This is a genomic window from Bradyrhizobium sp. YR681, assembly GCF_000282615.1.
Lineage (GTDB): Bacteria > Pseudomonadota > Alphaproteobacteria > Rhizobiales > Xanthobacteraceae > Bradyrhizobium.
This window is the reverse complement of record NZ_AKIY01000277.1, coordinates 1-20732: the sequence shown is the minus strand read 5'-3', so window position 1 is coordinate 20732 and position 20732 is coordinate 1. Positions and strand designations below refer to the sequence as shown.

Sequence of the window (20732 nt, the reverse complement as noted above, 5' to 3'; positions counted from 1 at the left end):
CGGCGCCGAGAAGCTGCTGTTCCTGGGCTCGTCCTGCATCTATCCGAAGCTGGCGCCGCAGCCGCTGCGCGAAGACTCGGTGCTGACAGGCCCGCTGGAGCCGACCAACGAGCCCTATGCCATCGCCAAGATCGCGGGGATCAAGATGGTGGAGGCCTATCGCAGCCAGTATGGCAGCGACTTCATCAGCGTGATGCCGACCAATCTCTACGGCCCCGGCGATAATTATCATCCTGAAATGAGCCACGTCGTTGCCGCGCTGATCCGGCGCTTCCACGAGGCGAAGGTCGCGGGCGCGAAGAACGTCGTCGTGTGGGGCACCGGCACGCCGCGGCGCGAGTTCCTTTATGTCGACGACATGGCGGATGCCTGCGTGCACCTGATGAAGACCTATTCCGGCGCGGAGCTGGTCAACATCGGAACCGGCGAGGACATCACCATCGCTGAATTCGCGCGCGTCGTCGCCGACATCGTCGGGTACAGCGGCGAGATCTCGTTCGACACCACACGCCCCGATGGAACGCCACGCAAGCTGCTCGACGTCAGCCGCCTAGCACAGCTCGGCTGGCGCGCCACGACCTCACTTCACGACGGCTTGAAGCGTGCATACGCGGCGTATCAGGCTGACGCGAAAAGGTGACCGGGCCGGATTAGGAACCTTTCACCGCAAGCACGAGTTGGCCGATCGGGTGGGCGAGATATCACACGAGGCAGACCGTGCAGGAAGCCGTGCGCGTGGAGTCCACCGCGCAAGTCGCAGGCCATCCAATCCATCCCATGCTGGTACCGATACCCATCGCGTGTTTCGTCGGCGCCTTGCTGACCGACATCGCCTATGTCGTCAGCGCCGAGATCATGTGGGCCAATTTCTCGGCATGGCTTCTGATCGCCGGCGTCCTCTTTGGCGTGCTTGCGGCGATCGCGGGCCTGACCGATTTCCTCGGCAACCGGCTGGTCCGGGCGCAGATGCCGGCCTGGCCGCATCTGCTCGGCAGCGCCGTGGCGCTGATACTGGCGATCCTTAATGCGCTGGTCCATACGCGCGATGCCTGGACCTCGGTGTGGCCGACTGGGCTCGTTCTGTCGGCGATCACCGTACTCATCCTTCCAGTGACCGGCTGGCTCGGTTGGGCGCTGGTCTATCGCCACGGGGTAGGAGTTGCGCGATGACTTCTTTGTTTGCCCGCGCACTCCTGTGCTCTTCGCTCTTGTGTCTTGCCGGCTGCGATGACGGCAGCGGCGATCCCAAGGCACAGATCGGCGCCAATCCGAAATTGCCCGAGATCCAGCAATATCTGCTGCCGCCGATGCACATCGCCCGCATTGTCGGCTGGAAGAAGGACGAGACGCCGACCGTTGCGGAAGGCTTGCAGGCCAGGGCTTTGGCCACGGGCCTGCAGCATCCACGCTCCCTCTATGTGCTCCCCAATGGCGACGTGCTGGTGGTGGAATCCAAGGCGCCCGCGGGAGCCCCGATCAAGCGGCCCAAGGAAATCGTGATGGGCTATGTCGAGTCCTGGGCCACATCAGGCGGCGATACCGGCCCAAGCAATCGCATCACGCTATTGCGCGACACCAATGGCGACGGCGTGCCGGATATGCAGAGCGTCTTCCTGGACCATCTCAACTCGCCGTTCGGCGTCGCGCTGGTCGGCAACGATCTCTATGTCGCCAACACCGATGCGATCGTCAAATATCCCTACACGGAGGGCGATACGAAAATCACCGCGCCGGGCACGGTGCTGACGCCATTGCCGGGCGGCCCGATCGACCATCACTGGACCAAGAGCCTCGTCGCAAGTCCCGATGGCTCAAAGCTCTATGCCGGCGTCGGCTCCAACAGCAACATCACCGAGAACGGCATGGAGGCCGAGCACAATCGCGCCGCGATCCTCGAGGTCGATCGCGGCAGCGGCCGCTGGCGCATCTTTGCGAGCGGGCTGCGCAATCCGAACGGCCTCAGCTTCGAGCCGCAGACCGGCGCGCTGTGGACCGTGGTGAACGAGCGCGACGAGCTCGGTCCCGATCTCGTGCCTGATTACATGACGTCGGTGAAGGATGGCGGCTTCTACGGCTGGCCCTACAGCTATTACGGCCAGCACGTCGATCCCCGCGTCAAGCCGGAGCGGCCGGACCTTGTCGCCAAGGCGATCGTGCCCGACTACGCCCTGAGCTCGCATGTCGCGCCGCTCGGAATGGCTTTCTCGACCGGCACGAGCCTGCCCGCCGCGTATCGCAACGGTGCCTTCGTCGGCGAGCACGGCAGCTGGAACAGGCAGGTGCTCAACGGCTACAAGGTCGTGTTCGTGCCGTTCAGCGACGGCAAGCCCAGCGGCCCGGCGCAGGACGTGGTGACCGGCTTCCTCAACAGCGACAATCAGGCCCGTGGCCGACCGGTTGGCGTGGCCATCGACAAATCAGGCGCGCTGCTGGTCGCCGACGACAGCGGCAACACGGTCTGGCGAGTGAGCGCAACGCATCCGCAACTCACGCAGCGATAGGAGTTGAAAAATGGGCCTTGCTCAATACGCGATCGTGCCGGTGCAGGACGAGTGGGGCGTGCTGCATGATGGCGACGTCAAAAGCAGATACGCCACCAAGGAAGCCGCGTTCGAGTCGGCGGTCGCTGCCGCATCCCTGGCGCTGCGCGAGGGACACGAGGTTCATGTCAGCGTTCCCGGTCGCGAGCCCGGCGAGAACGCGCTGGGAAGCTAGCTTCATCGCCGTGTTAGCAACGACTGAAAGTCCCGGACATCGCGACCATCGTCGCCGCGACGGCTGCTGGGCGCCGACGGCGCCGATATGCTCGGGATCGAGATGTCGGGGCAGGGCGACATTCGCACTCGTACAATCTCGATATTCTGGTTGACGCTTAAGCACTCAAGGGTTGTATTATCCCTCCGAGCATGAATTTGCGGGAGGGGGAAGCTCACCTGTCACTCCGCGCGACCGCATGCGTGATGACGCCGTGTCCGACTGGACCAAAGGCGAGTGGGGTGACCATGGTGATCGCGTCAACCTGGGACATTGAGAGAGCCGACTATCGCGCCATCGTCAACGAATGGCACGTGGTCCGCCGGAGCGAGGAGGTCGCGGAAGGTGCCATCGTGCCGGCGCGCCTGCTTGGCGAGGATATCATCCTGTGGCGCCATGACGGCGAGGTGCACGCCTGGAAGGACTATTGCCGTCATCGCGGCGCGCGCTTGTCGCTCGGCTGGGTGAAGGACGGTTGCGTCGTCTGCCCCTACCATGGCTGGGAATACGGCAGCGATGGCGCCTGCCGCCGTTACCCCGCCCATCCGACGACCCGGCCGACGAGCCGGGCCGCGGCATTCCGCCATCACGCCGTCGAGCAGTATGGATACATCTGGGTCTGCATGGGCAATCCGGTCGCCGCTATTCCCAAGTTTCCCGTGTGGGAGGATGCGACTTATCGCAAGGTCCAGGCCGGGCCGTATTACTACAACGCAAACGCCCTTCGCGCCGTGGAGAACTTCCTCGATCCCGCGCACTTTCCGTTCGTGCACGCCAACCTCAATGGCAACCCCGATGATCCCGACGAACTGGTGGATTACGATGTCGCGTTGACGGATGAAGGCTTATGCACGAGCGAGATCACCTTGTTTCAGCCCTACGGCGATCATCGCGGCATTCCGATCAATGCGGTCTATCGCTACTACTGCTTCCGCCCGACGACCGCCTATTTCAACAAGCAGACCGGCGAGGTCGAGCGCTTCTGCACGTTCCTCGCCGTCACGCCGGTCGATCTGGAAAATTGCGTGCTGCATCTGACCGCCGCCGTCAATTATGGCTTTGATGTCGGCGCCGAGCAGATCGTGTCGCGCATGGACAAGGTGTACGAGCAGGATCGCGTGATCGTCGAGTCGCAACGTCCGAAGACTTTGCCGCTTCATCCCAAGGACGAGATCCACCTGAGAAGCGATCTTCTCGGCGTGGAGTATCGCCGCTGGATTCGTGCATTGGCGGGTGAGGGGCTCACGCCGGATCGCGCGCAGGAGCCGGCGGCCGAGGCCGCGGTCGCAAACTGAGCGACCGGGCGATGCGCAACGCGCGTGACGTGCAAGCAGGCAGTTTGAGCGCGGCGGACTTCGAACGTCCGGCGCCCAAGATAACATCATGTTAGGTTTATCGCATAACTGGGTAATTGTGTTAGCCCGGCGATAGCCTATTGTCACAACCAATCAGACACCTATCGGCAGTGACAAGCGCTTGCGGAAACTCCGCGGGCGCGCGGAGAGTGCTGCCCAATTTCCAGCGAAGCCCGTCAACGGGACGTCAGAAAACCCAGTGGAGGAATTTTTCAGATGACCGCGATCCAACACATGAGTCAGTCCAGGAAGGCTGCTGCCAGCGGCTGGATCGGCTCGGCTCTCGAATATTATGACTTCTTCATCTACGCGACAGCCGCCTCGCTGATCTTCCCGCAAATCTTCTTCCCGTCGGAGAATCCCACCGTCGCCATCGTCGCATCGCTGGCGACCTATGGCGTCGGCTACGTGGCCCGTCCCATCGGTGCCTTCGTGCTCGGACATTGGGGCGACACCCATGGCCGCAAGACCGTCCTCATCGTCTGCATGTTCCTGATGGGCATCTCGACCATGGCCGTGGGCCTTTTGCCGACCTATCATCAAGTCGGTATCCTCGCGCCGATCCTGCTCGTCATCCTGCGCCTCGTGCAGGGATTTGCCGTGGCCGGCGAAATCTCCGGCGCAAGCTCGATGATTCTGGAGCACGCGCCGTTCGGCCGGCGCGGCTTCTATGCAAGCTTTGCACTCCAGGGCGTGCAGGCCGGACAAATTCTCGCAGCGGCCGTCTTCCTGCCGCTGGCGGCCTACATGCCGACCGAGGCCTTCAACAGCTGGGGCTGGCGTATTCCGTTCCTGTTGTCCTTCTTCGTCATCGTCGCGGGCTACATCATTCGCCGCGAGGTCGACGAGACCCCTGCCTTTGCCCGCGAGGGCGAACGGGGAGAAACGCCGCGGGCGCCGATCGTCCAGGCCATCAAGCTGAGCTGGCGCGACATGCTCAGGGTCATCTGCATGGCGCTGATGAACGTCATTCCTGTTGTCGCGACCATCTTCGGTGCGGCCTATGCGGTGCAGCCGGCCTACGGCATTGGCTTTGCCAAGGATGTCTATCTCTGGATCCCGGTGCTCGGTAACATGCTGGCCGTGTTCGTCATTCCCTTCGTCGGCCATCTCTCCGACAAGGTCGGCCGCAAGCCTCCGATCATCGTGGGCGCGCTTTGCTCCGGCCTGCTCGCGTTCGGCTATCTCTATGCCATCAGCATCAGGAACGTGCCGCTGGCGATCCTGCTGTCGCTGCTGATGTGGGGCGTCGTCTACCAGGGCTACAACGCGATCTTCCCGAGCTTCTATCCGGAGCTGTTTCCGACCCGCACCCGTGTGTCGGCGATGGCGATCTCGCAGAACATCGGCACGACCATCACCGCATTGCTTCCCGCCCTGTTTGCGACCGTGGCACCTCCCGGCTCGGCCAACATTCCCCTGACGGTGGGGGCGATCGCCTTCGGCATCACTGTCATCGCGGCGCTGGCGGCCGTCACGGCCCGGGAGACCTACCGGGTCAGCATCGACGATCTCGGCAATCCCAAGGCCGTTCCGATGCCGCGGGCCGATTACGAGCGACGGCGCGCGGAAGCGGCGAGCGGTGCGGCCGCTATCCCAACCTGACGGGGACGCGAGCAAGCGACGCCGCTGCGATCGATGATGTTTGCAGCGGCAGGGCCGGACGCGTTACGTTAATTACCCACTCGAACTGCGTGCGCGCGAGCGCGATCACCAAGAGGTCAAGGGATGAACCCCGTCGTCGTTGCTGTCGCCATCACCGGCTCCGTTCCACGCAGGAAGGACAATCCGGCGGTGCCGATCCTGCCGTCCGAGCAGATCGAGTCGACGCACCAGGCCTTCGAGGCCGGTGCCACGCTCGCCCATATCCATGTCCGCAACGATGACGAGACGCCGTCCTCCGATCCCGAGCGCTTCGCCCTGGTGCAGGAAGGGATCAAAAAGCACTGCCCCGGGATGATCGTCCAGTTCTCGACCGGCGGCCGCGGCCGCGATCCCTCGGCGCGAGGCTCATCACTTTATCTGAAGCCCGACATGGCCTCGCTGTCGACGGGATCGGTGAACTTTCCGACGATCGTTTACGAGAACAGTGCCGCGCTGGTCGAGATCCTCGCCACCGGCATGAAGTCGAACGGCATCCGGCCGGAAATCGAGATCTTCGATTTGTCGCATCTGCATGGCGCCCGCCGCCTGATCGAGGCGGGGCTGATCGATGCGCGTCCGCACGTACAATTCGTCATGGGCGTCAAGAACGCGATGCCGGCTGACGAGCACGTCCTCGACATCCTCCTGGAAGAGTTGAGACGGCTGATTCCGAAGGCGACGTGGACGGCAGCCGGGATCGGGCGCCATCAGGCCGAGGTCATGGGCTGGGCGCTCGCGCGGGACGCCGACGCGGTCCGCACCGGGCTCGAGGACAATATCAGGATCGACAAGACGCGGCTGGCCGCCAGCAACGCGGAACTCGTGAGCATCGCCTGTGAGGTCGTCGTGCGCCGCGGCCGGCGCGTCGCGACCGCGACCGAGGCGCGATCCCTGCTCGGGCTCGCAGGCTAGGGGCTACTGCCTCCTCCTGACATGCTCCCGGCTGCCTTCTGCCATTCGGCGGTCGCGGTTCCCGTGCGTTGAGTCTCCGGCTAAGAGGGGTGTCTCAGGCGTGATCTGCGCCTGCCGGGCAGGCGACGTTTGGAATGCGATTCCTGAAATCTGACAGCAGGCTCATCGGGGTCCTGCTGGTGCTGGCAATCACCCAACTCATCGGATGGGGAACGATCGGCCTTCCGGCCGTCATCGGGCGCGACCTTGCGGCCGATCTCGGCCTCAGCCTGCCGGCGGTGTTCGCGGGCAGTTCGGTGCTTTACGTCACCATGGGCCTGTGCGCGCCCTGGCTCGCCAGGGCCTTTGCGCGGCACGGCGCCCGCAAGGTGATGATGGTGGGCACCGTGGTGGCCGTGCCGGGCTACGTCGTCCTGTATTTCGCCCGCGAGCCGATCCTCTATTTCGTGGCCTGGGTCATTCTCGGCATGGGCGGCAGCGCCACGCTGTCGACCGGCGCCTATATCATGCTCAACGAAGTGGCCGGACGGCAGGCCAAGAACGCCATCGGCGCGCTGATGCTGGTGACCGGTCTCTCCAGCAGCATCTTCTGGCCGACCACCTCGTTCCTTAGCGGTCATCTCGGCTGGCGCGGCACCTGCCTCGTCTATGCCGCCATGCTGATCCTGGTCTCGCTTCCCCTCTATGCCTTCGGTGCGCCGCGCCGGAAGGTCGTCGCGGACGACGGCAGCGAGGCCGCAAAATCGTCCGATGCGCCTGCGATTCCGAAGGGCACGTTCAATCTCGTCGTGATCGCGATCACGCTCAACGCCTTCGTCAATTTCGGCCTCGGCGCCGTCCTGATCGAACTGCTCCGGGCCGAGGGTCTCGCGCCGGCGCAGGCCATCGCCTTCGGTTCGATACTCGGCGTGATCCAGGTCAGCGCCCGCGGGCTCGATTTTCTCGGCGGCGGACGCTGGGACGGAATCACGACCGGGCTCGTCGCCGGCACGGCGCTGCCCGTCGCCATGCTGCTCCTGATGGTGAGCGAGGGCGCAACCTGGGCGGTCGCGGTCTTCATCCTGCTCTATGGCGCCGGCAGCGGCGCGATGGCGGTGGCGCGCGCGACCATCCCGCTGGTGTTCTACGACCAGGCCGAGTTCGCCAAGGCGATGTCGATGATCGCGCTGCCGCTGAATCTCGCCTCCGCCATCTCGCCGCCGCTGCTCGCCGCGCTGCTGACCCAGTTCGGCAGCCGCGGTGCGCTCGGCCTGACGCTGGTGTTCTCCTGCGCGACGGTGCTGATCCTGGTCCTGCTCGGCCGCCGGCGGCCGGGGGTGGCGGTGGCCGGCGCAACCTGAGCCCGACGCGGTAATCTTCGCCGCGCGGAAATTCATCGCCGCGGGGCCGCATTTGCCGCCAGGGCGGGGATGGCCGTATGCCCGCAGTGCAGTGCTCAGCGCCCGAAAATAGTGTATCCGCAGGGAGCGCGGCCGCGGCCTAGAGCCGCCGCGCCAAGATCCAGTTCCCCGGAGGAAATCGACATGTCGGCCCTGCCGCTCTCAGGCATCAAGATCCTTGACCTCACGCGCGTCCTTGCCGGACCCCTGTCGGCCCAGATGCTGGGCGATCTCGGTGCGGAGGTCATCAAGATCGAGCGGCCGGGCACCGGCGACGACGCGCGCGCTTTCGGGCCGCCTTATCTCACCGACCCCGAGGGCAAGGCGAACAACAACAACTCGTTCTACCTCTGCGCCAACCGCAACAAGAAGTCGGTCACGGTCAACATCGCCAAGCCCGAGGGGCAGGCGATCATCCGGGAGCTTGCCAAGGACGCCGACGTCTTCATGGAGAACTACAAGGTCGGCGATCTCAAACGCTACGGCCTCGATTACGAGACCATTAAGGCGATCAACCCCGGCATCATCTATTGCTCGGTGACCGGCTTCGGCCAGACCGGCCCTTACGCGCCGCGCGCCGGCTATGACGCCATCCTCCAGGCGATGGGCGGCCTGATGAGCGTCACCGGCCATATCGACGGCGAGCCGGGCGAGGGTCCGATGAAGGTCGGCCCGTCGATCGTCGACTACATGACCGGCATGAACACCTCGATCGGCATTCTCTCGGCGCTCTACCATCGCGACGTTAATGGCGGGCAGGGCCAGCAGATCGACGTCTGCCTGTTCGACACCGTGATCGCGTCGCTGTCGCACTGGCTGCAGATATTCCTCGTCAACGGCAAGACGCCGCCGCGCCGCGGCACCTGGGGCAATGGCGGCATGCCCGCCGGCGTGTTCCGCTGCACCGACGGCGAGCTGATGCTGGTGGTCGGCAATGACGGCCAGTTCCGAAAGACCTGTGCCGTGCTCGGCGAGCCGGAGCTCGCCAACGACGCGCGGTTCATCAAGAACAACGACCGCGTCGTGCACGGCAAGGAGATCATGGCGATCTTCGCCGGCCTGTTCCTTAAAAAACCGGTGGCCTATTGGCTGGACAAGCTGGAGGAGGCCGGCGTGCCCTCAGGCCCGATCAACAATTTCGAGCAGGTGTTTGCCGATCCCCACGTGCAGTCGCGCGGCATGCGGGTGAAGGTCGATCATCCCTTCCAGCCCGATCTGTCGCTGATCCGCAACGCACTGACCCTCTCGGGCACCCCGATCGAGACCTACCGCGCCCCGCCGCTGCTCGGCGAGCACACGCAGGAGGTGCTTGGCGGCAAGCTCGGCTATGATGCCGGGAAGATCGAGCAGCTGAAGCAGCAGGGGATCATCTAGCGTCGCATGGCTGGGCGGATTGCTCCGCGCGGTGTAATTCTGCAACAGCCTGACGAAATTGCCTGAAGTCATTCGATTGGAGGACGCCGGGGTCAGGCGCCTCCATGTAGGTCTCCGAAGAGCACAGGACCGAGCTCGAACGGAGACGTCGTGAAGAAGCGCATTCTACTCGCCGCAGTTTCCCAAATCGCTTTGGTGGTTGCTGGCGGTGCCGATGCAGCCGACATCCAGCTCAAGGCGGCGCCGCGGATTGCGGCCCCGGTCTATAGCTGGACCGGCTGCTATGTCGGCGCGCATGTGGGCTACGGCTTCGGCCGTCACGACGTCTCGGCCTCGAATTTCAGTTTTGGTCCCGGCAGCACGGCGATCACCACGACGAACGGATTGGACTCCGGCAGTGGAGTCTTTGGCGGCCAGCTCGGTTGCAACTACCAGTTCTCGGGCAACTGGGTCGTCGGCCTTCAGGGCGATATCGCCGGCACCAACATCGGCGGGGAGGTCGCGGATCCCTGGGATCGGATCCTCCCGGGCTTCGTCGGCCCTGGTACGATCGGCGTCAGGACCGACTGGATCGCCAGCGTGACCGCGCGGCTGGGCATGACCGCGTGGGATAACCGCGCGCTGTTTTACGCCAAGGGCGGCGCCGCATTCGAGAACAATCGCTGGGATTTTACCCGATCATCGTATTGCTTCGCCTACGGCGGTTGCCGTGACACGAATCCCGAAGAAGTTCGCGTGGGATGGACGGTCGGTGCCGGCGTGGAATGGGTGCTCGAGCCCAGCCTGCCGAAATGGACGGCTTTTGCCGAGTATGACTATTACCATTTCGGCAGAGACGGCAGCAGCTATCCGGTCGCACTGACATTCATCGATGCCCGCAACGCGCTCGCGTCGGCGCGTCAGGACACGCACATCGTCAAGGTCGGCGTGAATTACAAGCTGTTCACGCCTTGACGCCAGCCGTCGTCTGGTCGAAGCGTCACATGTGGGGCGTGACGGCGAAGCCGGCCGGCTTGTCGCCGCGTTGCCAGCGCTCCCACATCGTCACGTAAGCCGCTTCGAGATTGCGGCGGTAGCGGTCGGAATCGAACAGCGGTTGTGACAGCCGGTTCTGTTGCAGCCGCTTGCGCGTGTCGTCCAGCAATGCCGGCTCGAGCGCGAGACGCAGCGCCAGCCGCTCGTAGGATCCAAGATCGGATGTCACAAGCTCAGGCATGCCGATGCCGCGAAGAAGACTACTTGCAACCCGTCCGGCAAAGGATTTGCCAGGGCAGGTGACCACGGGCAGACCGGCCCACAATGCGTCGGCTGCGGTGGTGTGTGCATTGTAGGGCAGGGTATCCAGGAAGAGGTCCGCCAGACGGTGGCGCGCCAGATGGTCGCCTTGCGCCATTCGCCGCGCGAACACCAGGCGCGCCGGATCGATCCCGTGCGCCGCGGCCGCCTGGCGGAGATTGACCTCTGCGCTGGAGCGATCAGCGTACAGCCACAACACGCTGCCGCTGACCTGCCTGAGCAGACGCATCCAGATGTCGAAGATTTCGGGTGTAATCTTGTAGCTGCTGTTGAAGCAGCAGAAGATGAAGCCATGACAAGGCAAGCCGGCCTCTTCGCGCGTGGGCATGTGCGCGGCATCCGGGCGCCGTGAATCGTTCGGCAGATAGCAGTCGGGAAGATGAACGATGTTCTCGCTGAAGAACGGCTGCTGTTCGATCGGAAGAACCGTCGCATCGCCGATGACGTAATCGTAGAAGTCTGCGCCAAGGCTGCCGGGAAAGCCGACATAGTTGACCTGGATCGGAGCCGGCCGCGCCGCGAAGATGGCCGGCCGTGCATTGACGGTATAGCCGCTGCGGTCGATGGCGATGTCGATCTTGAGCTCGCCGATCAGGGCGGCGACGTCCCGATCGCTCATCTCCCTCACATCGTAAAACCGGTCGAACGCGGTCTTCAATCTGGCGCGGATATCGCTCTGATCGTCCGGGCCGAGCGATATGCCGATCACCTCGAAACCTGCGCGATCGTGCCGCTCGATCAGTTCGGCGGTCAGGTAGGCCGTGGGATGATCGTGAAAGCCGCAGGCGACATAGGCGATCCTGATCCGCTCATTGCGCCAGTTGCCGCCGCGCCAGAGGGGGGGCGGGCGCTCGGGAACATGCTGCCGGATATATCGTCTGGCGCAGACGAGCTGCTGCTCCGGATCGTTGCTGTAGCTGAGGAAGGCGAATGCGTCGACGAAACGTCCGGCGGCGACGCGTGCGGCGACCTCGTCTCGCAGCGCCACCGTCCGCGTCCAATCGCAACTTGCGAGCGCCGTCCGCGCCAGGCCATCGAAGGCAAAATCGTGCGCGGGATCGATCGCCAGCGCCCGCTCGAAATTGGCGATCGCGTCCGCGTCTCGCCGCAGCCGGACCAACGCGTCACCGCGCCGGCTGAGGATGTCGGCGCTCTCCGGCTTGATCGCGAGTGCGCGATCATAGGATGAGATCGCTGCGTCCTCGCGGTTCAACCCGAGCAGCGTGTCACCCAGGTTGATGTGCGGCTCGAGATCGTCCGGTTTGATGGCGATCGCCTTGCCGTAGTGTGCGATCGCCTCCTCGGCCCGCCCGAGCGCACGTAGCGTGTTGCCGAGGCTATTGTAGGCCTCCGCATAATCGGGCCGGATCGCGATCGCTCCGGCATAAGCTTTCGCGGCATCGTCGAACTGCCCGGTGGCGCGGAGCGCAGTGCCGAGATTCCAGCAGGCCTCGGCGTAGCCGGGGTTGATCTCGATGGCCTTCTGGTAATGCGGAATGGCTTTGGCGGATTGCCCCTGAATGTGATGGGCATTGCCGAGGTTGTTGTGAGCCTCGTGATAATCGGGGCGAAGCGCGATGGCCTTCCGGTAGCGCGCCATCGCCTCGCTCGATCGGCCAAGCAGCTGCAGGGCGTAGCCGAGATTGTTGTGCGCTTCCGCAAGGCCGGGTCGCAGGACGATGGTCTTCTCGTAAGCGCGGATCGCCTCGTCGAGCTGCCCCAGTCCGGTCAGGGTGAAGCCGAGCAGTTGGTGAGCCTCCGCGGAACGCTTGTCGGCCCTGACGGCGCGGCGGAACAGGGGTTCGGCGTCGGCGAGCCGGCGTTGATCCAGCCGCAGCATGCCCAGACGGAGTAGCGCGCCGGAGTGGCGCGCGTCCGCCGCGAGCACGGCTTGATAGAGTCGCTCTGCCTCCCACGTTCGCCCCTGATCGTGGGCGAGAGCGGCCTGCTGGAACATCAGGTGCGGATGAGGTGTCGGCGGCTGCATCGTCGGCTTTTGTAGGCTGGCGTCCGATGGGCAGCAAGCCGGCGCCAAACCGTGACGTCTCGTCACAAATCAGTATAAGGATGATGCAACAGGACAGGGCGGAGTATCTTCCATGACATCGGGCAAGACCATCATCACCTGTGCCATCACCGGCAACCTGACCAAGCCCGAGCAGTCGCCGTATCTGCCCATCACGCCCGAGCAGATCGCGACATCCGCGCTGGAGGCGGCCGAAGCTGGCGCCGCCATCGCCCACATCCACGTGCGCGATCCCGCGACCGGGCGGCCGTCGATGTCGATCGATCTCTACCGCGAGGTGGTGGAAAAAATTCGCGCCCGCAACAAGAGCCTGATCATCAATCTGACCACTGGTCCCGGCGGACGCTTCGTGCCCTCGATCGAGGATCCCAAGCTCGCCGGCCCCGGTACCACACTGATTGCCCCCGAAAAGCGCGTCGAGCATATCGAGCTGCTCAAGCCCGACATCTGTACGCTCGATCTCAACACCATGAATTCCGGCAGCGAAGTCGTCATCAACACGCCGCGCAACGTCCGCATCATGGCCGAGCGGATGACCGCGGCCGGCGTGTTGCCCGAGATCGAGCTGTTCGATTCCGGCGACTGTCACCTCGCGCGCGACCTGTTCGCCGACGGCACGTTGAAGGGGCCAGGCCTGTTCTCGCTCGTGCTCGGGGTGAAGTATGGCTTCTCGGCGACGCCGGAGACGATGTTCTATGCCCGCAGCCTGTTGCCATCAGGCGCGATCTGGTCCGGCTTCGGCATCGGCCGCGCCGAATTCCCGATGGTGGCACAGGCCTGGCTGCTCGGCGGCCACGTCCGCGTCGGCATGGAGGACAATCTCTATATGTCCAGGGGCGTGCTGGCGAAGACCAATGCCGAACTGGTCGCGCATGCCGCGGGCATCCTGAGGAGCCTCGGCGCCACGGTTGCGGCCGCGACCGAAGCGCGCGCGATGCTGGGACTTGGCTGATCCTTGGCTGATCGCCAGGAGATAAATGCGACGTCAGCATGACGCTCGTGCGGCCTTGCGCGAGGCTTGCGCGCAATCCCCAGATAAACCCGGTCCGTAGATACATAGGCTTCCGCTTCGCGCGCGACTCAGATTCGATCACTCCATTGGGTCGGGAGAGAGCGAATGTCCTATACGATCGGGTTTCAGGCCAAGAACCAGAAGGCAGTTCTGGCAACCGAGGCGGCCACGGCCAACCAGGCTGTCGCCATCATTGCCGCGCTGCGGCAAAGTGCCGACGAAATCAAATTCATCCGCTCGCCGCAGGAAGGCGACATGGGCATCGAGATGCTGCTGCTGCTCGCCAAGGAAGAGGCCGAGGAGATGCCGCAGCGGGCATAATTTCGGCCGAGCGACCACACTTCGACCGGAAGCGAAGCATGTCGGCTGCAGAATGATGTAGCAAGGCGCCACTCTCGCTCGAACCGAAGGTGGCCGCCGATGAAACGCGAAGCGCTCCGCGTCGAACCGATCTCGTCCTTTCTCGATCGGTGGACGGCGCCGACCTCGCCGGTCACGCGTGCCGGCAACATGATCTTTGTCGCGGGCCTGCCGCCGTTCGACCCCGAGACGGGCGAGATCGCGGAGGTGCCGATCGAGCGGCAGAGCGAGTTGATCATGGAGCAGATGAAGCTTTGCCTTGGGGCGGCGGGCGCCTCGCTCGACAACGTCATGAAGTGCAACGTCTACTGCACGTCCGTGAAACACTTTGCCGCCTTCAACGCGGTCTATGCGCGCTACTTCCCCAATGATCCGCCGGCGCGCATCTTCGTCTGCACGCCGGAATGGTTCGGCCCGTTCGACGTCGAGATCGACTGCATCGCGATGGCCTGAAGCCGGTTGCAGATTGGCAACACTGCGCGGCAAGACGGCCCGTGTCATTCTAGCGAATGACGCGGGCAGAGCGGCTTCCCCCTAAGCCTGATCCATCGTGACCGACTCGCAAGGCGCGCGGGTCGATGGAGGGAGGGGCACAGATGTCTTGCCGGATCGTCTTGAAGGAATTGCTGGCCGGAGCCGTCACGGCAGCCGGCATTCTCTGCATCGGCCTTGCCGGTGCGAATGCTGCGGATATCCCGCCGCGATACACGAAAGCGGCGGCGGCCGCAGTCTGGGACTGGACGGGTTTTTATGCCGGTGCCGATATCGGCGGCGCCAAAGCCACGACAGGCGGGCGTTCGAACTTCTTTCAGGACGACGATACCCCCGAGTTTGCCAACAATCCACAGCCGTCACCGGCATCGTCGACCTCGTCCGCGATCGGCGGCGTTCATCTCGGCTACAACTGGCAGATCTCGCATCTGGTGCTCGGCCTGGAAGGCGATTGGCAATGGATGTCGACCAAGCACGGGTTCTGTCGCCAGACCGACATCGGGAGCGACACATGCAGTGACAACGGCAGAGGTTTCCTCACTCTGCAAGGCGAGACGAGGGGGATCGGAACCGTGCGCGGGCGTCTCGGCTATGCCTTCGACCGTGTCCTGGTCTACGGCACCGGCGGAGTTGCGTTCGTGGACACGCGCGATTCGATCACGGCCGATTGTCAGCTCGCCGGATGTGCTAACTCTGGCACCAGGAATTTGACCACGGCGACCTTCTCCAGCGTCAAGATCGGCTGGGTGGCTGGCGTCGGCGCGGAGGTGATGCTGTCGCCGAACTGGATCCTGCGGTCCGAATATCTTCGCGTGGATGCCGGATCGACGTCCGATACGCTCAATCTGGCTCCCGTGAATTGCCTGGGCGCGCCGTGCGGCGCGTCGTGGTCGCGCAGCCAGCGCTACGACATCGGCCGGATCGGTTTCAGCTACAAGTTCGGCGGCGCCACGCGGATCGACTGATCTTGCCGATCGTTCAGACAACGCAACCCGGCCTCTGGCCGGGCTTTCTTGTCGGGCACGCGCTAACGTGCGGCGAGCCGTGACGGTGCCTTCGCCTCCGTCCTTCCCGCCGTCAGCGCCATCGTCGCGACGCTGACGACGCGCGCGACCACGTCCTCGACGTCGTCGAGATCGCATTTGCCGTCCGACAGCTTCGTCAGCCGCTCGCTCTCGCGGATGGTGTGGTGCGCCATCGCGAGCGCGAAGTTCAGGCCCCAGTAGATCTCGACGTCGCTGCGGTCGGGCAGGGACCTGCGCATTGCGCCTGCGAATTTCCGCAAATGATCGATCTCGCGGTTCTTGATGCGGCGGATCGGCGGCACGGATTCGATCGAGGCGCGGATCATGAAGCGCGCCGCGGTGGAGCGCTGGTTCTCCGGCCCGAGGCACCCGCGCAAGGTCGGCCCGACCAGCGCATGCAGGATCACCTCGATCGGCGCGCGGCCGCCGCCTTGCTCTTCCGCCGCCTTCAACTCGCGCAGACGCTCGCGGTTGGTCGCGATCGAGCGGGTGACGAATAATTCGGCGATCAGTTCGTCCTTCGAGCCGAAATGATAATTCACCGCGGCGAGGTTGACATTGGCCTCCGCGACGATGTCGCGCAGCGTCACGTCGCCAAAACCGCGATCGGCATAGAGCCGTTCGGCGGCGGCGAGAATGGCAGACCTCGTGTGATCGCTGGCCATGGATGCCCTCGGGGAGGGGAGTTGCATTTCAAACAGTTGTATGAAACTATCGTTTGAAGGCCGGGAAAAGTCAATCCGCTTGATGGAATTGCGCCGCACCACACGGCGAGGGTTCCACACCGCGCTCAGCAATTCGTCCGAATGACGCTTGCGGGCCGCGCGCGGCGGGAGGACAGTCCGGCGCAAAAACGAACAGCGAGAGAGCAACGAGGAGCGTCCCATGGATTTCGATCTGTCCCCCAAGCAGAAGGAATGGCTCGACCGCGTGCGGTCCTTCATGGCCAAGCACGTGCGCCCGGCGGTGCCTGTCTATGATGAGCAGGATCGCACCGGCGAGCGCTGGAAGGTCATCCCCGTGCTGGAAGACCTCAAGAAAAAGGCGAAGGCCGAGGGCCTCTGGAACATGTTCATGCCGCCGAACGAGCATGAAGATGATGAATTCCGCGGCGCGGGATTGAGCAATCTCGAATACGCGCTGCTCTCGGAAGAGATGGGCCGCGTCACCTGGGCCTCGGAAGTGTTCAACTGTTCCGCGCCCGACACCGGCAACATGGAAGTGTTCATGCGCTACGGCTCCAAGGAGCAGAAGCGCAAATGGCTGCGTCCGCTGATGGACGGCGAGATCCGCTCGGCCTTCCTGATGACGGAACCGGCTGTGGCTTCGTCGGACGCCACCAACATCGAGACCAGCATCAAGAAGGACGGCGATCATTACGTCATCAACGGCCGCAAATGGTGGTCATCAGGTGTCGGCGATCCCCGCTGCAAGATCGCGATCCTGATGGGCAAGACCGATTTCAGCGCGGCCAAGCATCAGCAGCAGTCGCAGATCCTGGTTCCGCTCGACACCCCCGGCATCAAGGTCGAGAAGATGCTCCCCGTGTTCGGCTTCGACGACGCGCCGCACGGTCACGCCCAGGTGCTGCTCGAGAACGTCCGCGTGTCCAAGGAGAATATCCTGCTCGGCGAGGGCCGCGGCTTCGAGATCGCGCAGGGCCGCCTCGGCCCCGGCCGCATCCATCACTGCATGCGCACCATCGGCAAGGCCGAGGAGGCGCTGGAGAAGATGGTGAAGCGGCTCACCTCGCGCACCGCCTTCGGCAAGAAGATCGTCGAGCACTCGGTGTGGGAGCAGCGCATCGGCGATGCCCGCACCAACATCGAGATGACGCGTCTGCTCTGCCTCAAGGCTGCCGACATGATGGACAAGGTCGGCAACAAGACCGCGCAGGCCGAGATTGCCATGATCAAGGTCGCGGCGCCCAACATGGCGCTGAAGATCATCGACGAGGCGATCCAGTCGTTCGGCGGTGCCGGTGTCTCCGATGACGCGGGCCTGGCCAAGGACTACGCCCACATCCGCACCCTCCGTCTCGCCGACGGTCCGGACGAGGTGCACAATCGCGCCATTGCAAGGTTGGAGGTTCGGAAGTATGCAAACTCTTCCAGTCATTGAAAGGGCGCGTCACGCGGCGCTCCCGATTTAAGAAACGACAGGGCATGATCGAGGTGACCGCTTGACGCAAGTGCGTCGGCGGTTACCGACTAGGATCATGCCCGGCCTGAAAAGGTCAGGACTGAAGAGGGAGCGTCATCGTGGCTGACGGCGTCAGGAAAGACGAAGAATTCTCGGGCACCAAGCCGGTCGAGGAGCGTCATCGCTTCGACGAGATGCGGCTCGAAGCCTGGATGCGCGACAATGTCGAAGGCTATGAGGGCCCGCTGGTCGTGCTCCAGTTCAAGGGCGGCCAGTCCAATCCGACCTATCGGCTCAACACGCCGAACCGCTCCTACGTGATGCGCCGCAAGCCGTTCGGCAAGCTGCTGCCGTCGGCGCATGCGGTCGATCGCGAGTACCGCGTCATCGCCGCCCTTGGAAAGCAGGGGTTTCCGGTCGCGCACGCCTATGCGCTGTGCCAGGACGACAGCGTCATCGGCGCCGCCTTCTACATCATGTCGATGGAGGAGGGCCGGGTGTTCTGGGACCCGGCGCTGCCGAGCCAGGACAATGACGCGCGGCGGAAGATCTTCACCAGCAAGATCGAGACGCTGGCGAAGCTCCACATGTATGAACCCACAGCGATCGGCCTCGGCGACTTCGGCAAGCCCGGTAATTATTTCGCGCGCCAGATCGACCGCTGGACCAAGCAGTATCGCGCCTCAGAGACGCAGCACATTCCGGAGTTCGAGAAGGTCGCAGAATGGCTGCCGAAGACCGTGCCGGAGCAGGCGCGCGTCTCGATCGTCCACGGCGACTATCGCCTCGACAACATGATTTTCCACCCGACGGAACCGCGTGTGCTGGCGGTGCTGGACTGGGAATTGTCGACACTCGGCGATCCCATGGCCGACTTCACCTATCTGCTGATGCAGTGGGTCATGCCGGGATTGCAGGGCGTCGATCTCAAGGCGCTCAACATCCCGAGCGTGGAGGAAGCCGCGCAGATCTATTGCAACGTCACCAAGATGACGGTGCCCGATCTGAACTGGTACTTCGCCTACAATCTGTTCCGCCTCGCCGGCATCACCCAAGGCATCGCCGGCCGCGTCCGCGACGGCACCGCCGCCAACGCCAAGGCCCTGGAGTCAGCCAAGCGCACCGTGCCGCTGTCGCAGGCGTCATGGGAGTACGCGCAGAAGGCGGGCGCGGTGTGAGGAGCTACAAAGGCGCGGCCGATGGCTGCGCCTTTTTGCTTCGTGCGAGCGAAGCGAAGCAATCCAGAATCTCTCCGCGGTGGCAGTCTGGATTGCTTCGTCGCAAGAGCTCCTCGCAATGACGAGGATGAAGCTCGGGATCCTCGCTAGCAGTTCGCGCAAGGTCCGTAGCCCGGGTGAGCGAAGCGATACCCGGGACAGTGGTCCCGCATGTCGCTATGCTTATGGGGGCTACAATAGCTCTCGTAGGGTGGGCAAAAGCGCGTAGCGCTGTGCCCACCGTCTGTCTGCGATTGCGGCGAAAGTGGTGGGCACGCTTCGCTTTGCCCACCCTACGGCAGCGTCGCCTACGATTCCGATTTCGCACAATGCGCGATCAGCCTCTCCACGAACCCCGCGCACTTCTCCAGCTCCGCCATCTCCACGAACTCATCAGGCGTATGCGCCTGCGCAATCGCGCCGGGGCCGATCACCACTGAAAGGATATCGGCGATGCTGGCAAACAGGCTCGCCTCGGTGCCGAAGGCGACCTTGGCGTGGTCGTTGCGCCCGGCGAGGCTCTTGGCGAGCGTGACGATTGTCGCGTCGGCTGCGGTGTCGAGCGCGGGATAATCGAGGATCTCCTCGAAATCGATGCCGCAGTCCGGATGCCGCGCCTTCATCGCCGGCTCGAGCTCGGCCTTGGCCCAGGCGACGATCGCGTCCGTCACCTCGCGCGACTCGGTGATGCCGATGCCGCGGCATTCGAAATCCACCGTGCAGGTATCAGGCACGATGTTCAGCGCGGCGCCGCCATGCACGATGCTGGTGAGCAGCGTCGAGTGCGGAACGTCGTAGAGGCTGTCGGTTGCCCGCACGGCTGCGAGCGCGACGGCGCGGCGGCGGATCTCGACGATCAGCTCGGCGGCGTATTCGATCGCGTTGACGCCGTCGGGTGCGATCGAGGAGTGACGGGCAAGACCGCGGAAGGTCGCGCGCACGCCGTGCTTGCCCTTGTGGCCGATGATGACCTTCATCTCGGTCGGCTCGCCGATGAAGGCGCCGAGCGGCTTCACTTTCTTCTTGGCAACCTCATACAGCATCGGCCGCACGCCGACGCAGCCGATCTCCTCGTCATAGGAGATCGCCAGATGAATTGGCGTTGCCAGCTTCGCCTCCAACATCTCCGGCACCATCGCGAGGCACACCGCGACGAAGCCCTTCATGTCGGTGGTGCCGCGGCCATAGAGCTTGCCGTCGCGCTCGACGAGCTTGAACGGGTCGTGGCTCCAGTCCTGGCCGACGACAGGCACGACGTCGGTATGGCCGGAGAGCACAAAGCCTGGCCGGTCCTCGGGCCCGATCGTCACCCACAGCGAGGCCTTCTGCCCTGTTACGTCGGTGATGCGTTCGCCCTTGACGCCGAGGAAAGCGAGATAGCTCTCGATATGGGCGATCAGGGGCAAATTGGTCCGATCGCTGATCGTGTCGAAGCCGACGAGGTCGGCGAGGAGGTGGCGGATGCGATCGGGACGTGAGTTCGGGAAGATCGGGTTGGGCATTGTCATTTCTTGTCGGGGGGGAGGGAGGCTTAGGTTGCCTGCATGAACCATACCAACGTCGTGGCCGGTCGGGCAAATCAACATAGTCCCGTAGCCCGGGTGAGCAAAGCGAGACCCGGGACCACTCGTGCCACGAATACCGGATGTCGCTTCGCTCATCCGGGCTACGAGACCTTGCGTTGCCCGTCGGGCAAAACACCCAAAATGCCGGTCAATCCGCGCCGTCAAAAATATTCCACTTT

19 protein-coding genes and 1 pseudogene are annotated in these 20732 nt (G+C 64.0%); 17 read left to right on the top strand and 3 right to left on the bottom strand.

The features are described from left to right. The 10 genes from PMI42_RS30260 to PMI42_RS30215 form a co-directional block, all read left to right on the top strand. On the top strand, positions 1-640 hold a 640-nt coding region (locus PMI42_RS30260; protein WP_008141690.1), incomplete at its 5' end, for a GDP-L-fucose synthase family protein. A gap of 77 nt (positions 641-717) precedes the next feature. Then, positions 718-1170 carry a DUF2231 domain-containing protein gene (locus PMI42_RS30255; RefSeq protein WP_008141688.1) on the top strand — a complete coding sequence of 151 codons (453 nt, stop codon included), beginning with the start codon at positions 718-720 and terminating at the stop codon, positions 1168-1170. Continuing rightward, a complete protein-coding gene (locus PMI42_RS30250) occupies positions 1167-2501 on the top strand; it encodes a PQQ-dependent sugar dehydrogenase (RefSeq protein ID WP_008141682.1) in 1335 nt (444 codons plus the stop codon). Before PMI42_RS30255 ends, PMI42_RS30250 begins: the two co-directional genes overlap by 4 nt. Before the next feature lie 10 nt (positions 2502-2511). Then, complete coding sequence (locus PMI42_RS30245) at positions 2512-2715, top strand: hypothetical protein (protein ID WP_008141678.1); 204 nt, start codon at positions 2512-2514, stop codon at positions 2713-2715. A 287-nt stretch (positions 2716-3002) separates the two neighbouring features. Further along, entirely contained in the window at positions 3003-4049 is a 1047-nt protein-coding gene (locus PMI42_RS30240) for a Rieske 2Fe-2S domain-containing protein (protein WP_008141676.1), read from the top strand. 276 nt (positions 4050-4325) lie between these two features. Then, on the top strand, positions 4326-5714 hold the full coding sequence (locus PMI42_RS30235; RefSeq protein WP_008141674.1) for an MFS transporter: 1389 nt from the start codon (positions 4326-4328) through the stop codon (positions 5712-5714). A 123-nt stretch (positions 5715-5837) separates the two neighbouring features. Then, entirely contained in the window at positions 5838-6665 is an 828-nt protein-coding gene (locus PMI42_RS30230; protein ID WP_008141672.1) for a 3-oxoadipate:acetyl-CoA acetyltransferase, read from the top strand. A 134-nt stretch (positions 6666-6799) separates the two neighbouring features. After that, positions 6800-8005, top strand: a complete 1206-nt coding sequence (locus tag PMI42_RS30225; protein WP_008141670.1) for an MFS transporter — start codon at positions 6800-6802, stop codon at positions 8003-8005. 183 nt (positions 8006-8188) lie between these two features. Then, positions 8189-9418, top strand: a complete 1230-nt coding sequence (locus tag PMI42_RS30220) for a CaiB/BaiF CoA transferase family protein (protein WP_008141665.1) — start codon at positions 8189-8191, stop codon at positions 9416-9418. Between the two features lie 150 nt (positions 9419-9568). Further along, complete coding sequence (locus tag PMI42_RS30215) at positions 9569-10372, top strand: outer membrane beta-barrel protein (protein WP_008141663.1); 804 nt, start codon at positions 9569-9571, stop codon at positions 10370-10372. 25 nt (positions 10373-10397) lie between these two features. Here the strand turns inward: PMI42_RS30215 and PMI42_RS30210 are convergent, their stop codons facing one another. Next, positions 10398-12701 (bottom strand): tetratricopeptide repeat protein, encoded by a 2304-nt coding sequence (locus PMI42_RS30210; RefSeq protein ID WP_081502970.1) that lies wholly within the window; start codon positions 12699-12701, stop codon positions 10398-10400. A 112-nt stretch (positions 12702-12813) separates the two neighbouring features. Here PMI42_RS30210 and PMI42_RS30205 point away from each other — a divergent pair, with 112 nt between their 5' ends. The 4 genes from PMI42_RS30205 to PMI42_RS30190 all read left to right on the top strand — a co-directional run bounded on the left by PMI42_RS30205 (position 12814) and on the right by PMI42_RS30190 (position 15569). Next, positions 12814-13692 carry a beta-keto acid cleavage family enzyme gene (locus PMI42_RS30205; RefSeq protein ID WP_008141657.1) on the top strand — a complete coding sequence of 293 codons (879 nt, stop codon included), beginning with the start codon at positions 12814-12816 and terminating at the stop codon, positions 13690-13692. A 165-nt stretch (positions 13693-13857) separates the two neighbouring features. Next, complete coding sequence (locus tag PMI42_RS30200) at positions 13858-14073, top strand: hypothetical protein (RefSeq protein ID WP_008141655.1); 216 nt, start codon at positions 13858-13860, stop codon at positions 14071-14073. A 99-nt stretch (positions 14074-14172) separates the two neighbouring features. Beyond that, a complete protein-coding gene (locus PMI42_RS30195) occupies positions 14173-14565 on the top strand; it encodes a RidA family protein (RefSeq protein ID WP_008141645.1) in 393 nt (130 codons plus the stop codon). A 143-nt stretch (positions 14566-14708) separates the two neighbouring features. After that, positions 14709-15569, top strand: coding sequence for an outer membrane protein (locus tag PMI42_RS30190; protein ID WP_008141644.1), 861 nt, complete (start codon positions 14709-14711; stop codon positions 15567-15569). Positions 15570-15631: 62 nt separating this feature from the next. Here the strand turns inward: PMI42_RS30190 and PMI42_RS30185 are convergent, their stop codons facing one another. Continuing rightward, entirely contained in the window at positions 15632-16294 is a 663-nt protein-coding gene (locus tag PMI42_RS30185) for a TetR/AcrR family transcriptional regulator (protein ID WP_008141643.1), read from the bottom strand. A gap of 220 nt (positions 16295-16514) precedes the next feature. Here PMI42_RS30185 and PMI42_RS30180 point away from each other — a divergent pair, with 220 nt between their 5' ends. Both PMI42_RS30180 and PMI42_RS30175 read left to right on the top strand, forming a co-directional pair. Next, positions 16515-17750: an acyl-CoA dehydrogenase family protein gene (locus PMI42_RS30180; protein ID WP_008141642.1), complete on the top strand. Its 1236-nt coding sequence runs from the start codon at positions 16515-16517 to the stop codon at positions 17748-17750. Positions 17751-17890: 140 nt separating this feature from the next. Next, the gene (locus tag PMI42_RS30175) at positions 17891-18949 is read left to right on the top strand and encodes a phosphotransferase family protein (RefSeq protein WP_008141641.1); all 1059 of its coding nucleotides are present in this window, start codon (positions 17891-17893) and stop codon (positions 18947-18949) included. A 347-nt stretch (positions 18950-19296) separates the two neighbouring features. Here PMI42_RS30175 and argE read toward each other — a convergent pair whose 3' ends face one another. Next, complete coding sequence (gene argE / locus PMI42_RS30170; RefSeq protein WP_008141640.1) at positions 19297-20490, bottom strand: acetylornithine deacetylase; 1194 nt, start codon at positions 20488-20490, stop codon at positions 19297-19299. Positions 20491-20532: 42 nt separating this feature from the next. On the opposite strand from argE, the pseudogene PMI42_RS40295 reads away from it, so the two are divergent. Then, positions 20533-20732 (top strand): annotated as a pseudogene (locus tag PMI42_RS40295) (hypothetical protein); the annotation flags it as partial.

Bases quoted from the DNA above. Each gene is read 5' to 3' on its own strand.
- PMI42_RS30250 (WP_008141682.1), top strand. From the start codon at position 1,167: ATGACTTCTTTGTTTGCCCGCGCACTCCTGTGCTCTTCGCTCTTGTGT.
- PMI42_RS30245 (WP_008141678.1), top strand. From the start codon at position 2,512: ATGGGCCTTGCTCAATACGCGATCGTGCCGGTGCAGGACGAGTGGGGC.
- PMI42_RS30240 (WP_008141676.1), top strand. From the start codon at position 3,003: ATGGTGATCGCGTCAACCTGGGACATTGAGAGAGCCGACTATCGCGCC.
- PMI42_RS30235 (WP_008141674.1), top strand. From the start codon at position 4,326: ATGACCGCGATCCAACACATGAGTCAGTCCAGGAAGGCTGCTGCCAGC.
- PMI42_RS30230 (WP_008141672.1), top strand. From the start codon at position 5,838: ATGAACCCCGTCGTCGTTGCTGTCGCCATCACCGGCTCCGTTCCACGC.
- PMI42_RS30225 (WP_008141670.1), top strand. From the start codon at position 6,800: ATGCGATTCCTGAAATCTGACAGCAGGCTCATCGGGGTCCTGCTGGTG.
- PMI42_RS30220 (WP_008141665.1), top strand. From the start codon at position 8,189: ATGTCGGCCCTGCCGCTCTCAGGCATCAAGATCCTTGACCTCACGCGC.
- PMI42_RS30210 (WP_081502970.1), bottom strand. From the start codon at position 12,701: ATGCAGCCGCCGACACCTCATCCGCACCTGATGTTCCAGCAGGCCGCT.
- PMI42_RS30205 (WP_008141657.1), top strand. From the start codon at position 12,814: ATGACATCGGGCAAGACCATCATCACCTGTGCCATCACCGGCAACCTG.
- PMI42_RS30200 (WP_008141655.1), top strand. From the start codon at position 13,858: ATGTCCTATACGATCGGGTTTCAGGCCAAGAACCAGAAGGCAGTTCTG.
- PMI42_RS30195 (WP_008141645.1), top strand. From the start codon at position 14,173: ATGAAACGCGAAGCGCTCCGCGTCGAACCGATCTCGTCCTTTCTCGAT.
- PMI42_RS30190 (WP_008141644.1), top strand. From the start codon at position 14,709: ATGTCTTGCCGGATCGTCTTGAAGGAATTGCTGGCCGGAGCCGTCACG.
- PMI42_RS30185 (WP_008141643.1), bottom strand. From the start codon at position 16,294: ATGGCCAGCGATCACACGAGGTCTGCCATTCTCGCCGCCGCCGAACGG.
- PMI42_RS30180 (WP_008141642.1), top strand. From the start codon at position 16,515: ATGGATTTCGATCTGTCCCCCAAGCAGAAGGAATGGCTCGACCGCGTG.
- argE (WP_008141640.1), bottom strand. From the start codon at position 20,490: ATGCCCAACCCGATCTTCCCGAACTCACGTCCCGATCGCATCCGCCAC.